General features: G+C 63.1%; 13 protein-coding genes. 2 read left to right on the top strand and 11 right to left on the bottom strand.

The window, feature by feature from the left end; genetic code table 11:
- Positions 1 to 175: 175 nt before the first annotated feature.
- From AC3WP7_RS06955 to AC3WP7_RS06915, 9 genes are all read right to left on the bottom strand, one after another.
- Positions 176 to 1672 (bottom strand): YdgA family protein, encoded by a 1497-nt coding sequence (locus AC3WP7_RS06955; protein WP_071489604.1) that lies wholly within the window; start codon positions 1670 to 1672, stop codon positions 176 to 178.
- A gap of 146 nt (positions 1673 to 1818) precedes the next feature.
- Complete coding sequence (locus tag AC3WP7_RS06950) at positions 1819 to 2451, bottom strand: NADH:ubiquinone oxidoreductase subunit N (RefSeq protein WP_092248747.1); 633 nt, start codon at positions 2449 to 2451, stop codon at positions 1819 to 1821.
- Between the two features lie 81 nt (positions 2452 to 2532).
- Positions 2533 to 3975 carry an efflux transporter outer membrane subunit gene (locus AC3WP7_RS06945; protein WP_102592488.1) on the bottom strand — a complete coding sequence of 481 codons (1443 nt, stop codon included), beginning with the start codon at positions 3973 to 3975 and terminating at the stop codon, positions 2533 to 2535.
- On the bottom strand, positions 3972 to 4862 hold the full coding sequence (locus AC3WP7_RS06940) for an efflux RND transporter periplasmic adaptor subunit (RefSeq protein WP_058425808.1): 891 nt from the start codon (positions 4860 to 4862) through the stop codon (positions 3972 to 3974). Before AC3WP7_RS06940 ends, AC3WP7_RS06945 begins: the two co-directional genes overlap by 4 nt.
- Complete coding sequence (locus AC3WP7_RS06935; protein WP_010214247.1) at positions 4859 to 5068, bottom strand: DUF1656 domain-containing protein; 210 nt, start codon at positions 5066 to 5068, stop codon at positions 4859 to 4861. The genes AC3WP7_RS06940 and AC3WP7_RS06935 overlap by 4 nt, the downstream gene beginning before the upstream one ends.
- Positions 5065 to 7143: an FUSC family protein gene (locus AC3WP7_RS06930; RefSeq protein WP_092248756.1), complete on the bottom strand. Its 2079-nt coding sequence runs from the start codon at positions 7141 to 7143 to the stop codon at positions 5065 to 5067. Before AC3WP7_RS06930 ends, AC3WP7_RS06935 begins: the two co-directional genes overlap by 4 nt.
- Positions 7140 to 7550, bottom strand: coding sequence for a MarR family winged helix-turn-helix transcriptional regulator (locus AC3WP7_RS06925; RefSeq protein WP_058425810.1), 411 nt, complete (start codon positions 7548 to 7550; stop codon positions 7140 to 7142). Before AC3WP7_RS06925 ends, AC3WP7_RS06930 begins: the two co-directional genes overlap by 4 nt.
- Before the next feature lie 273 nt (positions 7551 to 7823).
- Entirely contained in the window at positions 7824 to 8078 is a 255-nt protein-coding gene (locus AC3WP7_RS06920) for a DUF2789 domain-containing protein (protein WP_058425812.1), read from the bottom strand.
- A gap of 33 nt (positions 8079 to 8111) precedes the next feature.
- Positions 8112 to 9716 (bottom strand): glycosyltransferase family 39 protein, encoded by a 1605-nt coding sequence (locus tag AC3WP7_RS06915; RefSeq protein WP_102592489.1) that lies wholly within the window; start codon positions 9714 to 9716, stop codon positions 8112 to 8114.
- Between the two features lie 168 nt (positions 9717 to 9884).
- On the opposite strand from AC3WP7_RS06915, the gene AC3WP7_RS06910 reads away from it, so the two are divergent.
- A complete protein-coding gene (locus AC3WP7_RS06910) occupies positions 9885 to 12053 on the top strand; it encodes a PA5441 family protein (RefSeq protein ID WP_102592490.1) in 2169 nt (722 codons plus the stop codon).
- Positions 12050 to 12754, top strand: coding sequence for a DUF3142 domain-containing protein (locus tag AC3WP7_RS06905; RefSeq protein WP_093121898.1), 705 nt, complete (start codon positions 12050 to 12052; stop codon positions 12752 to 12754). Before AC3WP7_RS06910 ends, AC3WP7_RS06905 begins: the two co-directional genes overlap by 4 nt.
- Here AC3WP7_RS06905 and AC3WP7_RS06900 read toward each other — a convergent pair.
- Together AC3WP7_RS06900 and AC3WP7_RS06895 are read right to left on the bottom strand one after the other, a co-directional pair.
- Positions 12654 to 14204 (bottom strand): efflux transporter outer membrane subunit, encoded by a 1551-nt coding sequence (locus tag AC3WP7_RS06900; protein ID WP_256579936.1) that lies wholly within the window; start codon positions 14202 to 14204, stop codon positions 12654 to 12656. The two genes, AC3WP7_RS06905 and AC3WP7_RS06900, sit on opposite strands and share 101 nt — an antisense overlap.
- Positions 14201 to 15259 (bottom strand): HlyD family secretion protein, encoded by a 1059-nt coding sequence (locus AC3WP7_RS06895; protein ID WP_093121903.1) that lies wholly within the window; start codon positions 15257 to 15259, stop codon positions 14201 to 14203. Before AC3WP7_RS06895 ends, AC3WP7_RS06900 begins: the two co-directional genes overlap by 4 nt.
- Positions 15260 to 15266 lie beyond the last annotated feature (7 nt).

The following is a 15266-nucleotide window of genomic DNA, read 5'->3' as shown; positions in this document are numbered from 1 at the left end:
GAAAAGGACAAGTCATAACAATTGTTCAGAATTGCACTGCAAATCTGAAATACGAATGGGGGAGCAGGGTTAGCTGCGATAGAGGGTTGCCAGTCGACATAGGTGTCGACGGTTTGACCTTTATCGCGGCTAACCCCGCTCCCCCATTTTCTATTTCAGGGCGATGACGAAATTTTTACTGCGCGCCGCCAACCGCACCGACCTTGGACATCACGAAGCTGATGAATTGCTCGACGGTCATTTTCTGGCCGTTGAAAGTCACTTCATTGTTGGCGTAGTGCAGCTTGGACACCACATCGCTACCCACCAGGGTTGCCAGTTGCGTACCCACGGCCATGCCGCTGACCATTTCGCTGGCCATCTGGGATTGCTGCTCGATGGCTTTAGGATCGGTCACACCGCCGACCTGCGCTTGCAGGGCCGCCACGTCGGCGATCATCGGCTTGGACAGGGTCAGGTTGGCGTCCAGCAGCGAGACCATCTGCTTGCCCAGTTCAACCGGCGGCAGCTCCATGGAGGTCGGTTTGGCCAAGTCCAGCACCAGGTTGAATTTGCTCTCGCCGTGGGTGGTTTTCAGCGACAGATTTTCCAGCGCCAGGTGCGGCTTGGCAGCCAGCAACTGGTTGACGTTGGCTTCGGCCAGGGCCTGCTCGGCTTCGGTCAGTTGCAACTCCGGCACCGGTTGTCCGGCAGCGGCAGCGGCTTGCACCGGCTGCATCTTGTCCTGGTACAGCTTGGTCAGCACCAGGCCCGAAGGCACATCGATGTTCTTCAGGCTCAGGGCCATGGCGGCAGAGCCGACCGGTTTGCCCTGGTAGCCGATCTCGTCGATCTTGTAATCGACGCGGCCGGCCATGTTGTTGTCTTTGACTTCGCTGGAGTCTTTCTGCTCGAAGCCCTTGAGGGTCAGCACGGCTTTCTGCGGGCCGAAGGTGACTTTGGTGTCGCTCAGCTCGATGGTGTTCTGCCCGGTGTAGAAGCCGAAGGTGGATTTCTCCAGGTTGCTGGCCACGGTCAGGCCGGCGAACTCAGCGTCGAATGGCGCGCCATTGGCGTCGACAACGGCCAGTTTGAGGCTGTTCACGTAGCCATCCACCTTGACCTTCTTGCCTTCGGCAGTGCTGTCGAAATCCAGGTTGAGGCCGGAGAAGTCCACAGAGGACGTTTCGTCCTTGAACGCCAGGGGCAACAGTTCGAGATTGCCGTTCACCGAACGGCTGTAGCCGATATTGGCCACGCCTTTGAGCGGCGATACATCTTTGGCGGCAGCGAACCACTTCTCGGTGGTGGCGTTCTTTTCCAGTGCATAGTGACTGGTGGCCATGACCGGCAGCCATTTCAACGACACCAGGCGCGAGAACGGCAGCGGGCCGTGTTCGATATGGTCGACAATCAGCAGCTCGGGGTTCGGGTTCTGTTCGCCGAAGACCGAGCCCTGGCCCTTGAGGCGATAGTGCGCGGTACTGCTGAACAGGCCACGGTCCAGGGACACCAGCTCCAGGGAAACGGTGCCGTCGACGCCGGCCATGGAGCGTTGCAGTTCCTTGTTGGCGTCCTGCACGGCCGTTTGCAGCACCGGCTCCAACTGCTTGCCGGTGTACCAGGCACCGCCTGCACTGACGACGCCCACGGCGACAACAAAACCCAAAAGAACGACTGCTGGCTTATTCATGAAGTGACCTGATCAAATCCTGTGAGAAGTGGGCTGTCTTCCTTGAACCCCGAGGGGATTGGCTCAAGCCCGCCGAAAACGGGGGAAGATTAGCACTGGGGGCCGCGAACGGCCCAGCTTTTCAGAGGGATCAGTTCAGCAGTAGTTCAGGAGTACTCCAACTCAATTTCATCCAACTGGTGGTCGAAACTCTTCAACCGCGCCGTCCAGGTGTACACCAGCACCTCAAACTCGCGGTGTATCACGGCGTTGCCCGGGGTATCGGCCTTGGGGTCGCAGAAGTCCAACTGGTAGCGCTCGCGGGCCATTTGCGTGGCTACGTCGGACAATTCCCGCGCGTTATTCAGCCAGTGCCTACCTTCGGCAACTTGTTTATCGAGCGCTACGCACTGTTTTTTCAGGACTTCGAGGCTTTTTTCCAGGGGGGTGCCGGTAAGGTCGCCCATGACTTCCTGGAAGGTACGCCCCGGCTGCCAATAGCTGCCCCAGAAATAGCGGTCGAACACCGTCTCGACCCGGCGCAGCGCGACCTTGGTGTCCCAGATCGCGACACGGGTCTTGCCCTGTTCGAGGAGCTTTCGCTTCACCCGCTGATTTTGGTAGGAGGCCCAGGCCACCACACCGATGGACAGGGTGCCGATCACCAGGCAAGCGCTGTCGAGAAAAACCATGGCCTTGTCGAGTTGGTGAGCCAGCATGACGCCGTAGAAATAAGCAGCCGATAACAGCACCAGTGCGAAGAGCACGCACCAGAAAGCGGGAGCATAAGGGTTTTTCATTATTGGAATCCCCATGAGCAAACGCGAGCAGTGTCAGGTGGAGCGTCACGGCGCCCCACCTGACCAAGCATAGCTTTTAGCTCAGGGTTTGCCGGGCTGTGACGCTTGCGTTCGTCCGCTTTCCCAGCCGCCGCCCAGGGCCAGGAACAGATCGATCTGGCTCATGGCAACCTGGGTGTTGGCCGCCGCCAGCTGGGCGCGCACATCGGTATAGGTGCGGGTGGCTTGCAGGTCGGCCAGGAACGACGCGCGACCGGCCTGGAAGAAGCGATGGGTCTGGCCCGCCGCTTCCTTCGCCGACTCGCCGGCCTCATTCAGGGCATCACGGCGTTGCAGTTGCGCGGTGTATTGCGCCAGGCCGGTCTGGGTTTCGCGGATGGCATTGAGCACCACGCCGTCGAAGTGGGCCAGGGCGCCCTGGGTGGCGGCTTCGGCTTCGTGGATGCGTGCGCGGGCGCCGTTGGTCGGCACCGTCCAGCTGATCATCGGGCCGAAGCCCCAGCGGTTAGTGGGCGCCGTGCCCAAGTCGTCCAGTATGCCGACGGTACCCACGGTGGCGCCAATGCTGATGTCAGGGTACAGCGCAGCGGTGGCCACACCGATACGCGCCGTGACGGCGGCCAGTTGGCGTTCGGCCTGGCGCACGTCGGGACGGCGCTTGAGCAGCGCAGCGCCATCGCCCACCGGCAGCAATTGCGCGATATGCGGCAGCTCGGCGCAAGTGCCGGTGCCGGCCGGCAATTGATCCACCGGCTTGGCCAGCAGCATCGACAGGCGGAACAGTCCGGCCTGGCGCGCTGCTTCGTAGCGCGGCATGTCGGCGCGCAGGGATTTGTATTGGGTCTGCGAACGGGTGACCTGGGTTTCATCGCCCCGCCCGGCGTCGCGCAGGCGTTGGGTCAGCTGGGTGCTCTGGGCTTGCAGGTCGAGGGACTCGTTGGCGATGGCCAGCTCTTCATTGGCTGCGCACACCTGGGTGTAGGAACGCACGACATCCGCCACCAGGGTGATGCGGGCGATGTCGGCAGCGGCCTGAGCCGCATCCGCGTTGGCCTGGGCGCTTTCGATACCGCGCTGCAAGGCGCCGAACAAATCGAACTGGTACGAGGTGGTGATCCCCACGCTGCCGATGTTGGCCACCGGGACTTTTTCCGTCAGCAAAAACGCTTCGCCGGATTCCTGCAGACGCTGGGCCTCGGCCTTTGCGCCCGCGCTCCAGCCGCCCGCGGACTCAGCTTCCTGGGTCTGGAACCGCGCGCGCTGCAGGTTGGCGGCGGCCACCCGCAAGTCGGTGTTGGAGGCCATGGCCTGGCGCACCAGTTCATCCAGGCGCGGGTCCTTGTACAGCTTCCACCAGTCGGCCGGCACCGGGGCCGAGACGACGTTGCCACCCTCGCCGGCAATCTGCCCTTGCAGGTCGCTCCGGTTGATGGCGGACTTTTCCGGCAGCGTGTAATCCGGCCCCACCACTTGGCAGGCCGACAGCAGCAACCCCAGCGTAGCGGTGGCCAGCAGCTGCTTCATGGCTTGTCTCCGTCTTTAACCTTGTCGCCGATGATCGAGACGGTGGCCGTGCGCCCGGCGATCATGCGGAAGTCCGCCGGCACATCGTCAAAGGCGATACGCACCGGAATCCGCTGGGCCAGGCGCACCCAGCTGAACGCCGGATTGACGTTGGGCAGCAGGTTGGAGCCACTGCTGCGGTCGCGGTCTTCGATACCGGCGACGATGCTTTGCACGTGGCCATGCAGGCGGGCGTTGTCGCCGATCACCCGGATGTCCACGCCCATGCCGACATGGATACCGTCGAGCTTGGTTTCTTCGAAATAGCCGTCGATATGGAACGAATTGCTGTCCACCACCGACAGCACCGGGCGCCCGGCGGTGACGAACTCCTGGGTACGCGGCGCACGGTCGTTGACGTAGCCGTCCACGGGGCTGCGGATCACCGAGCGGTCGAGGTTCAGTTGCGCGGAATCCACCGTCACCTGGGCTTCGGCCAGGGCCGACTGGGCACGTGCCACACGGGATTGGCTTTCTTCCAGTTGCTCGCTGGGCACCAGGTTGCCCAGGCCTCGGTTGCGCTTGTACTCGCGCTGGGCCTGGGCCAGGGTTTCCTGGCGGTCGGCCACGGCGGCCTGGGCTTGGCGCAGGGCCAGCTTGAAGCGGTCCTGGTCGACGGCGAAGAGCACCTGGCCTTTGGTCACCAACTGGTTGTCGTGCACGTCCACGCGCTGGATCAGCCCGGACACGTCCGGGGCGATCTGCACGATGTCGGCACGGATGTGGCCGTCACGGGTCCAGGGGGCAAACATGTAGTACATGACCATGCGCCACACCACGACGACCGCGAACGTCACGATCAACAACGTGAGGACTACACGGCCGATGGTCAAAAAAGGTTTTTTCATGTCATCAGGTATCGACTGAGTGAGTCCACCGCGCCCAGCAACAGCGCGTACAGCCCCACATTGAACAATGCCCGGTGCCAGACCAGGCGATAGAAGTGGAGGCGGGTCAACAACCCGTGCACCACCAGGAACAACACATACGTAATGCCCATCAGCACCAGCAGCGTGGGCAGGAACACCCCGCTGATATCCAGATCACCGATCATAAAGGCGCTCCATCAGGCAGCGGCGCTTGCATCTCAGTACCGCCAATGAACTCCACACCCGGCAGCAACGCCAGGCGCAAACCGGCCAGCGCGTGCAGCAAGTGCAGGCGAGTGTCGTCTTCGTCTTGCAGGCCCTGGCCGTTGAGGGCGCGGCGCGTGCGGTCCAGGGTCATCAGCAGACCGCTGGGCGCGGGCAAGCGTTCACCGGCCTTGAGACACGCCTTGAAGTAGCCGCCCACGCCTTCCACCACTTGGTTGAGCAACACCCGTGGCACGCCGAGGATGCGCGGCGAGTAGGCCAGCAAATCGAGCAGGTTCAGCGCCACGCGCAAATCGCGCAGGGCGGTGCCGGTGTCCTGGTTGATCAGGGCCAGGCGCGGCAGGTGTTGCATCAGGCGGTCGAGCATCTGCACGGCCATGTGGCGGTGTTCGGCCAGGGTCGCAGGTTCGGTGAGGCTGACGATGTCGCGCCAGCTGAAACGGGTCAGGCGCTTGGCCGCCAGCTCGGCGCCGAAAGGCCGCGCGATCAGCGTCCACACAAAGGCGAACAGCAGGCCCACCGGCCCGGCCAGGTTGACGTTGGCGAAGTTGAGGAAGTCGGCGTCGTAAGCACCCTGGATGCTGATGAACGACGAGGTGTTCACCAGCGTCAGCAACATGCCCAGGTAGAAACGCGGCTGTACGGTGAGCGTGCCGATGCAGATGAACGGCACCGCGAAGGCCAGCACCAGCATCGGAAAGTCGTGCAGATTGGGCAGCACCAGGAACAGATAGAGACTGGCGAACAACACCGACATGGCGGTCCAGAAAAAGAACCGGTAGATCTGCGGCGCCGGGTCGTCCATCGAGGCAAAAAAGCTGCAGGCGACGGCGGCCAGGATCACCGCGCTGCCGCCGTCGGTCCAGCCGAGCAGGATCCACAATACCGACGCGACAATGATCGCGGTGACGGTGGAAAACGCCGAGTAGAACATCAGCCCACGGTCGAGGAACGGCGTGAGCCGGCCCAGGCGCCAGTGGCGGTAGACGGCGCGCCAGGTGTCCTGGCTTTCGCACTGGATGGCGGCTTGCAGGCTGCGGCAGTCCTGCCACAGGTCGATCCACTCGGCCAGACGATACAGCGCATTGGAGAACAGCAGCGTGTGACGATCGTCGAGCGCTTCGCCGCTGGGCTGCAGGGCGTCGACCTGATCACGCAGGACGCGCCAGCGTTCCATTGGCGCCGCTTCTTGGGTGTCCTCCAGCCACTGGCTGGTCGCTTCCAGCAGCGGCGTGATTTTATCGAGGAACTCGGGCGCGCGATGTTCGATGGCATAGAGCGCGTCGTCGAGGGCGTCCACCACCGGCAGCAGGTGAATCATGCGCCCGCGCAGCTCCTTGGTATTGCGCACCGTCTGCGGCCGTGCGCCTTCGTGAGGCAACTGGCCGATCATCAATTCGAGGGTATTGAAGGTGGCGACCATGCCGCCGCGCAAGGTGCTGATTTCTTCAGGCGCCACATTGCGCGTGATAAAGCGTTGGCTGTAGACCTGGGCATCGGCAAACCACTTGGCCACCGAGCCATCGAACACCGGCATCAGCCGGCGCGGCCAGAACATCGCACCCACCACCGCCGCTACGGCGATACCGAGGAAGATTTCTTCGGTACGCGCTTCAGCTACATCCCACACCGCCAGCGGGTTATCCACCACCGGCAAGGCGATCAACGGCAAGGTGTAGCCGGCGAGCATCAGGGCGTAGTTGTTGGCGGTGCGCAGGTGCATCGACAGGAACAGCAAAGTGCCCGTCCACAGGGCAATCACCACCACCAGCATGTAGGGCGACTGCACGAACATCGGCACGAACAGCACGGCCGCCGCCGCGCCCATGAAGGTGCCGATGGCACGGTACAGCGCCTTGGAACTGGTCGGGCCGACAAACGGGCTGGAAACGATATACACCGTGGCCATCGCCCAGTACGGACGTGGCATTTGCATAAGCATGGCGATGTACAAGGCAATCATCGAGGCCGCGAAGGTGCGCACCCCGTAGAACCAATCACGAGCGGGCGGGAAACCGGTAAAAAATCCGTTCAAAGCGACGCCGCCTCGAAGGCACGCAGCACGCGCAGCGCGGCCTCCATATCACCTTGGGTCATGTCGGCCAGCACTTCTTTGCGCAGGCGTACCAACTGCACTTCCACCGCCTGTACCAACTCGCGGCCACGCTCGGTGAGGCTGAGGGACTTGGCGCGACGGTCGTGGATGTCTTCGGTACGGCACACGTAACCGTCGGTGCACAGCCGGTCGAGCAAGCGCACCAACGACGGGCTTTCCATCCCCGAGGCCTGGGCCACTTTGACCTGGTGCACACCGTCGCCCAGGCGACCGATCATCAACAACGGCACGGCGCAGGCTTCGGAGATGCCATAGCTCACCAGCGTGGTCTGGCAGATTTTGCGCCAGTTACGGGCGCCCACCACCATGCTGCTGCTGAGGTTCATCTGGAGTTGTTCGAGGGATTGAGGCACTGGATAGTTCGCATACAGTTAGTTTGCTAACTATCAATATGATAGGTGAAGCCAGATGCGTCAAGTTTTGAAACAATTTTGCGGATGGGTGGTGGGTGGTAGCGGTAAGTAAAGCGGGTCTTGGGGGCCGGTGCTGAATTCCCGCCATCAACCCCATGGCCCGTGCGTCAGAAAAAGTTCACTAACGCGGAAAAACCTCAGATTTTTTTAACCTTCACCAGATTTTTTCAACTTTTGCCCTTTCTGCTAAGTTTTTTGCACCCCTCGCCCACCCCGCAACATCAAATTCAACTCATCCACCACCTCTGCCCAATCCGCATCCTCCAGAATCTCCTCGCGCAAAAACGCCTTCTGGCTGTCCGTCCAGAAAAACGCATCCGCCAGGTTCAGCTCCGGTTTGAGCGGTGAATGCACCGCCACGAATTTCTCGATACTCACCGGGTCATCCGGCAGCCCGAGCTGTTTGAACAGTGATGGCAAGCTATGTACGGGCGATTGCATGACGGGCTCCTGATAGAAAAGCATTTACCCAGTCTAGCGGCAGCCCTCGGGTTGCGCCGACGGGACGTTGCACAACACGAACAAGCGCGCCCTGGCGCCTCCGCCATCCTGGCGACTGAGTTCGCGCCAGCCTTCGGGCAGCGGGGCGAATTCGTCCGGCGCTTCATTGCTGCTGATCAGCCACACACGGCGGGTTTCGGCGGGCAGTGCCGACAGGCGGTCGAGGTAGATGCGTCCGCCGTCCTGGTCCACCAGGGTGCCGAAACCATAGGCATTCGGCCGGGTTGAGGTGCCATCCGGCTTAGGTGGGGTGTAGAGCTGCAATTGGGCATCGGTCTGGTCGTAATACACATAGCTCAGGTACCACAACATGTCACTGAGGACGATGCGGTCGTCTTCCTGGTAATTGCGGTTGACGAACTCCACCGGCACATTGAACTGGTCTTGCTCATCCTCGGTGAAATTGTTCTTCAATCCCACCAGCTCGACGCCGACGAATAGCACAAACAATGCCGCGCTCAGCAGTGCAAACCGCGACGGCAGACGATCAATGGCCATCGCCAGCAGGATCGGCAAGCCCAGGGCGTACACCGTCAGGTAACGTTCGATAAACACCGGGGAAATAAACGACACGCCGTAGACCAGCAACAGTGGCAACAGGAAAAAAAGCAACAACAGGCTGGCCGGTCGGTGGCGTTCGCGATCGCGCCAGGCGGTAATGACAACCACCGCCACCAGCAGCAGCGGAAACAGCCAGAACAGCGGCGCCCAGAAGCCGACGCCTTCATCCTGCAGCACGAACTGCCAGATCATCGACGGCAGGGAGAACAGGCTGACGGGATCTTCCCAACCGATGTCGCCCCCCACCTTGAGCTGTTCGACATGCTGCACCAGGTCCAGCAGGTTCGGCAGCCACGGCAGGTACAACAGCACAATCGCAGCGTTGGCCGCCCACCAGGCCGGGCGCGTGATCAGGCGCTGGCCTCGCGGCGCCGTGCCACACAACACACCCAGGTAAGCCCAGTGCACCAGCACACAGAGCGCGGTGAAGTAGTGGGTGTAGAAACCGGCACTCATCAACACGACATACGCCGCCAGATAACGCGTGCGCTCGGGCTGGCGCACCCAGTACACCAGCGCCAGCGTGGCGCCCAGCAGCCACACGCCGAGCAGCGAATACATGCGCACTTCCTGGCTGTAGCGCACCGCCGTCGGCAACAGCGCCAGCAGGATCCCCGCCAGCACCGCCGCCCGGCGGGTGGAGAGTTGCCGGGTCAGCCAGACGCCCAGGCCCACGGCGACCACACCGGGAATGGCGCTCATGCCGCGAATCGACCAGATGCTGTCGCCGAACAGCTCGATCCAGCCGCGCAGCAGGAAAAAATACAGCGGCGGGTGCACGTCGTGTGCGGCGTGGAACCACAGGTCGCCCACGGCGTATTCGCTGAGCAGCAGGCTCGAACCCTCGTCACCCCAGATCGCCGACGCCGTCAGGTGGTAAAACCGCAGGGCCATGGCCAGCGCCAGGATCGGCAACCACCAGAGACCGCTGATCCAGCCGGCACCTTCCCACGTGAGTCGATTGAGTGCCGGTAACGTCCCGACCTTTTCGTTTTGCTCTACCACAGACCGACGCACCTCAATTCCCCTGATTGCCCAAGCGCAAACACCGCCACTCTAGGACAAAAGCCCAGGATCCGCCGCTGGAATCGGACAAATCAGCAATTTGTGCAGGGCTTCTCCGAAGCAACCGCAGGAACAGGCTATTATTGCGCCCCTCCAAGGACTCAGGATCAAGGACACGTCATGCGCATCGGTTTTCTGTCACCCCTGGCACTGGCATTGCTCGCCGGTATTTCCCTACAGGCTCAGGCCAGTTCCGACGACTCGTGCTACCCCGACTGGCGGGTTTCGCGTGACAGCCTCGATTCGTGCAGCAACCTGCCTTTCCTCAGCCCCGGCAACGACAGTCGCGTCAACCTGCGCCTGCTGCTGGCCGACCAAAACGCGGCGCCCCTGGCACCCAATGCCTTGAGCGAAGACGATCTGTCCCAGGGCTTTGGCGCGGTGCCCTTCCCGGTCTACCGCCTGGCGCCGATTCCGAGCACCAACGAAGAACCGGATAACAAGCCCGACGACTCGCGCACTGCCGAACTGGACGCGCTGCTCCAGCCCCTGGGCATCAAGCGTGACGAGTACAAAACCGCCGGGGAAGAGTTTCTGAGTGGCGAAGGCAGCCGCTGCCGCAGCAACGACGATGACAGCGCCACCGCGTTCATCAGCCAGGTGACCAAGGCCGACATGCCGGCGGCCGAACGCGAGTTGCTGGTGAAGGCGCGCTTGCAGTTGCTGACGACCTGCTCGTGGGAAGGCCAGGTAGTCGACGCCCAGCAGATCCAGTCCGCCGATGGCCAACTGTTGCGCACTTACCTGCAAGCCGCTGCCGACTTCTACAGTGGCCGTTTCGGCGATGCCGAACGGGGGTTTGCCGCCGCCAGCTCCAGCCCTCTGCCTTGGCTGAAGGAAACCGCGCTGTACATGACGGCACGCACGTCCTTGAACCTGGCCCAGGCCGAGGCCTTCGACGAATACGGCATGCCGCAACTCGCGCGTGTGGACAAGTCGGCCTTGAACGACGCCGAACAAGGTTTTCTCGGCTATCTGAAGACTTATCCACAAGGCGTTTACGTGGCCTCCGCCCGAGGCCTGCTGCGCCGGGTTTATTGGCTGGGGGATGACAACAGCAAGCTTGCCGAGGCCTACGCCTGGGCCATGACCCAGGCCACTGACACACAGCGCAATGTATCGGTGGATGAGCTGGTGGAGGAAGCCGACCTCAAGCTGCTGATGGTCAACAGCGAGACCGTCTCCACACCGATGATCCAGTTTGTCAGTGACTTGATGGTGATGCGCGGCGGCAACCAGCCCGCCCTCTCCCGCGCCGATCTGGAAAAACAAAAAGCCGCGTTCGCCAGTGCGCCGGACTTGTATGACTACCTGCTGGCGGTCAACGCGCTGTACAGCGAGCATCAACCGGACGCCGCCCTGAAGCTGTTGCCGCAAAGCGTGCCGTCGAACCTGAATTACTTCGCCTTCAGCCAACAGACACTGCGCGCACTCGCCCTGGAAGAGAAAAAGGACTGGAAAGGCGCCGAAGCGCTCTGGCTGCAACTGCTGCCCCTGGCGAAATTGCCGCTGCAACGCGATCAGGTGGAACTGGCCCTGGCGATGAACTACGAACGCAGCGGCCAGTTGGCCAAGGTGTTCGCCGCCGACTCGCCGATCAGCGCCAAGCAGGTGCGTTACATCCTGCTGCGCAACGTCGCCGGCCCTGAGTTGCTGCGCCAGCAGATCGCCCAGGCCAGCGACCCGCTGGAACGCCAGACCGCACTATTCGTGCTGCTCTACAAAGACCTGTTGCGCGGCCAGTTCGCCACCTTCGCCGACGACCTCAAGCAACTGCCGGCCAGCGCCCCGGAAGACAAGCTGGGCACCAGCCTGGGCTACGTCTACAGCGCCAGCCAGACCTTGAAGCTATTCCAGTGGAACGGTGACAAAGCCGAGTCCGGCTACGCCTGCCCGAGCATCGCGCAGATCGCCACAACCTTGCAGGCCGATGCCAAAAACCCACAGGGCCTCAACTGCCTGGGCGAGTTCATCCTGCGCAACGGCCTGGACGGCATGCCGCTGGAACAGGCACGCGCCGCCGGCAGCCTGGGCAGCACCGCGTCGGACTTCAAGGGTGAAACCTTCTCGCGCCTGGACGGCTACAAGCAAGTGATCGGCAACGCCAAGGCGCCGAAGAACGACAAAGCCTATGCATTGTTTCGCGCCATCAACTGCTACGGGCCATCGGGCTACAACAGCTGCGGCGGCGTCGAGGTGGAGCCGGCCGTGCGCAAGGCGTGGTTCCGCCAGTTGAAAACCGGTTTCGCCGACACCCAGTGGGGCAAGTCCCTGCAGTACTACTGGTGAAGCACCTGTGGCTCGGCTTGCTGTTGCTGGCAAGCCCGGCCTTCGGCGCTGTCGACGCCCGCGACTATGACGCCTTCTGGCTGTGGAGTGGGGTCACCCCACAGCCGGTACTCAAGCAGGCCAAGACCCTGTATATCCTCCAGGGCCAGATCAACTCGACTCGCCGCGCCCCTCAGCTCGGCGTGCGGATGATCGCCCAGGGCATCAGCGTGCCGCGCCTGACCCAGGGCGACATCTGGATCGTCTACCGCGCCCACACCCTGCGCTGGCCCGAGCCGGTCTACCGCCAACTGCTCGGCCAGGTGCAACGCTGGCGCGACGCGGGCAACCCGGTGGTCGGTATCCAGATCGACTTCGATGCGCGCACCCAATACCTGCACGAATACGCCGGGTTCTTGCGCGACCTGCGCCGGCGTTTGCCGGCCGACCTGCGCCTGAGCATCACCGGCCTGATGGACTGGAGCAGCAACGCCGACCCGGCTGCCATCGCCCAACTCAAGGGCGTGGTGGATGAGGTGGTGGTGCAGACGTACCAGGGGCGCCATAGCATCCCGGATTACGCGGCGTACTTGCCACGCATGAATCGGCTGGGGCTGCCGTTCAAGATCGGGTTGATTCAGGGTGGAGAGTGGGAAGCGCCGGGGTATTTGCAGGGGAGCGAGTGGTTTCGGGGGTACGTGGTATTTTTGCAGAATCCCTAACCTGAGCCGCGCCCGCCGTTCGCAACGGATACACCGATTCCCATCCTCCGCCCAACGCTTTATACAAGCCAACCATCGCCAGAGAGACGCCGGTCGAGCTTTCGACCCACTGCTCCTGCGTGGCCAACAGTGCGCTTTGCACGGTGAGGACGTTGACGAAATCCACCACGCCTTCCACGTACTGCTGCTGCGCCGTGCGCAGGGCAATCCGGTTCTGGCGCACGGCTTCGGCCAGGCTGTCGCGGCGCAATTGGCTGGCGTTGTAGCGGGTCAACTGGTCGTCGATCTCATGCCAGGCGCGCAGCACGGTTTGCTGGTAGGCGAGCGCCGCTTCCTGTTGCTGGGCTTCGCGCAGGTTCAACATGCCTTGCAGGCGCCCGCCGTTGAACAGCGGCAGGCTGAACTGCGGGCCGAAGGCAAAGGCACGGGAGCTCCAGGAACCGAAGTCCGAGAGTTGCATGGCCTGGGAGCCGAGGCTGCCGGACAAGGTAATGCGCGGGTAGAAGTCGCCCTTGGCCACGCCGATGCTGGCAGTGGCGGCGTGCAGGCGGGCCTCGGCCTGGCGGATGTCAGGGCGGCGTTCGGCCAGTTCCGAAGGCAGGCCGATCGCGACCTGGCGCTGGGTTTGCGGCACGGCAGCGTCCTTGGACAGTTGCGCGTGCAGCGCCTGCGGCGGCGCCCCCATCAACAGGCTGAGGGCGTTGATCAGTTGGTCCTGGCGCTGTTGCAGATCCGGCAGGCGCGCCTCGATGGCGGCGACCTGGGCGGCGGCTTCGGCGACATCCAGGTCGGTGGCCACGCCGTCGGCCAGGCGCAATTGCGACAGCTTGAGGCTGTGACGGGCGACGTCGAGGTTCTGTTCGGTGACGGCGCGGGTGTTCTGCACGCCGCGCAGTTGGATGTAGTCTTGGGCGGTCTCGGCGAGTACCGACAGCAGCACGGCGCGGCGGTCGTCTTCGGCGACTTGCAGGGTGGCGTCGGCGGCTTCGGTTTCGCGTTTTACCCGGCCCCAGAAATCCAGCTCCCAGGAGGCGGAGAAGCCCGCGTCCCACTGGTTGAACGCCGCACGGCCGTTCTCGCCGGACGGGTCGCTCAGGCCTTGGCCGCTGTTGCGTTTGCGCTGGTAAGCCCCCGTCGCATCAACCTCGGGGTAGCGCTCAGCGATCGTCACCTGGCGTACCGCCCGGCTTTGTTGCAGACGGCTGCTGGCCAGTTTCAGGTCAAGGTTGTCGGTGAGCGCACGGCGTGTAAGGGCCGAAAGCTGCTCGTCGTGGAACACATCCCACCAGCGTTCCTGCAAAGGATCACTGACGGCGCGGCTGGCCGCCTGGCGCCCCTGGGGCTCGCTCCATTGCGTCACTTGCGGGCCCTGCGGCGTGTGGAAATCCGGGCCGACCGTGCAGGCACTCAGGCTGATGAGGCTCAAGGTGAGCCAGGCAACTCGCTTCATTGCTGGGCCACCTCACGCGCTTGCACGACCGGCCGAGTGTCGACGCTGGCTTCCACCGACATGCCGACACGCAGGCGTTCAATGTGAGCCTGGTTGGGTTCGAGGATGATCTTCACCGGAATGCGCTGTACCACCTTGGTGAAATTGCCCGTGGCGTTGTCCGGTTTGACCGAGGCAAACGTCACGCCTGTCGCAGGCGCGAGGCTATCCAGATGGCCGTTGAGCAACTCGCCGTCCAGGCTGTCGACACGCACCTGCACCGCTTGGCCGGCGTGCATGTGGGAAAGCTGGGTTTCCTGGAAGTTGGCCACCACGTAAGCGTCCTCCAGCGGCACGACCGCAAGGATCTTGCTGCCCGGTGTGACATAGGCGCCCACCCGCACCGCCCGCTCGCCGACCATGCCATCCACCGGCGCGACGATGCGCGTATACGACAGTTGATAACTGGCCAGTTCCAGCGCGGCCTGGGCACGTTTGAGCCCCCCTTCGGCGGCATCGCGCTGGGCGGTGAGGATTTCCACTTGCTTGCGCTCGGCCGCCAGCACCGCCGTAGCGTTGGCCAGGCGTGCGGTGGCCTGGTCGATGCGGGTCTTGGCTTGCTGGGCGTTCTGCACGGTGCCGGCACCGACACCGGCGAGGTGGTTGTAGCGGTTCAGTTCGTGTTCGGCAAAGGCCATTTCGGCGCGATCCGCTGCAACGGTGGCCTGGGCCTGGGCGATCACCGAGCTTTGGCGCTCCAGGGTCGCGGTGGCGTTTTTCAGTTGGGCCTGGGCGACCAAGGCGTCGGCATCGGCAGCCTGGGCAGCGGCGCGGAAGTCGCGGTCGTCGATCAGTGCCAACAGCTGGCCGGCCTTGACGCGCTGGTTGTCTTCCACCAGCACCTCCTTGATGAAGCCGGCCACACGCGGCGCCACCAGGGTGAAGTCAGCGGCGACGAAGGCGTCGTTGGTGGTCTGGCGCTTGCTGCCCAACACGCCCGGCGCGACCAGGTACACCAGCACACCCACGGCAACTATGGCGATGACGGCGACGGCGATTTTGTCTTTGCGTTTCATGAACAGT

This window comes from Pseudomonas sp. FW305-3-2-15-C-LB1 (genome assembly GCF_058787615.1).
The sequence above is the reverse complement of the archived record's forward strand: the minus strand, read 5'-3'. Positions and strand labels throughout refer to the sequence as shown.

Coding starts and splice junctions, on each gene's coding strand:
- AC3WP7_RS06945 (WP_102592488.1), bottom strand. CDS start 3,975: ATGAAGCAGCTGCTGGCCACCGCTACGCTGGGGTTGCTGCTGTCGGCC.
- AC3WP7_RS06910 (WP_102592490.1), top strand. CDS start 9,885: ATGCGCATCGGTTTTCTGTCACCCCTGGCACTGGCATTGCTCGCCGGT.
- AC3WP7_RS06955 (WP_071489604.1), bottom strand. CDS start 1,672: ATGAATAAGCCAGCAGTCGTTCTTTTGGGTTTTGTTGTCGCCGTGGGC.
- AC3WP7_RS06940 (WP_058425808.1), bottom strand. CDS start 4,862: ATGAAAAAACCTTTTTTGACCATCGGCCGTGTAGTCCTCACGTTGTTG.
- AC3WP7_RS06920 (WP_058425812.1), bottom strand. CDS start 8,078: ATGCAATCGCCCGTACATAGCTTGCCATCACTGTTCAAACAGCTCGGG.
- AC3WP7_RS06935 (WP_010214247.1), bottom strand. CDS start 5,068: ATGATCGGTGATCTGGATATCAGCGGGGTGTTCCTGCCCACGCTGCTG.
- AC3WP7_RS06895 (WP_093121903.1), bottom strand. CDS start 15,259: ATGAAACGCAAAGACAAAATCGCCGTCGCCGTCATCGCCATAGTTGCC.
- AC3WP7_RS06925 (WP_058425810.1), bottom strand. CDS start 7,550: ATGAACCTCAGCAGCAGCATGGTGGTGGGCGCCCGTAACTGGCGCAAA.
- AC3WP7_RS06950 (WP_092248747.1), bottom strand. CDS start 2,451: ATGAAAAACCCTTATGCTCCCGCTTTCTGGTGCGTGCTCTTCGCACTG.
- AC3WP7_RS06900 (WP_256579936.1), bottom strand. CDS start 14,204: ATGAAGCGAGTTGCCTGGCTCACCTTGAGCCTCATCAGCCTGAGTGCC.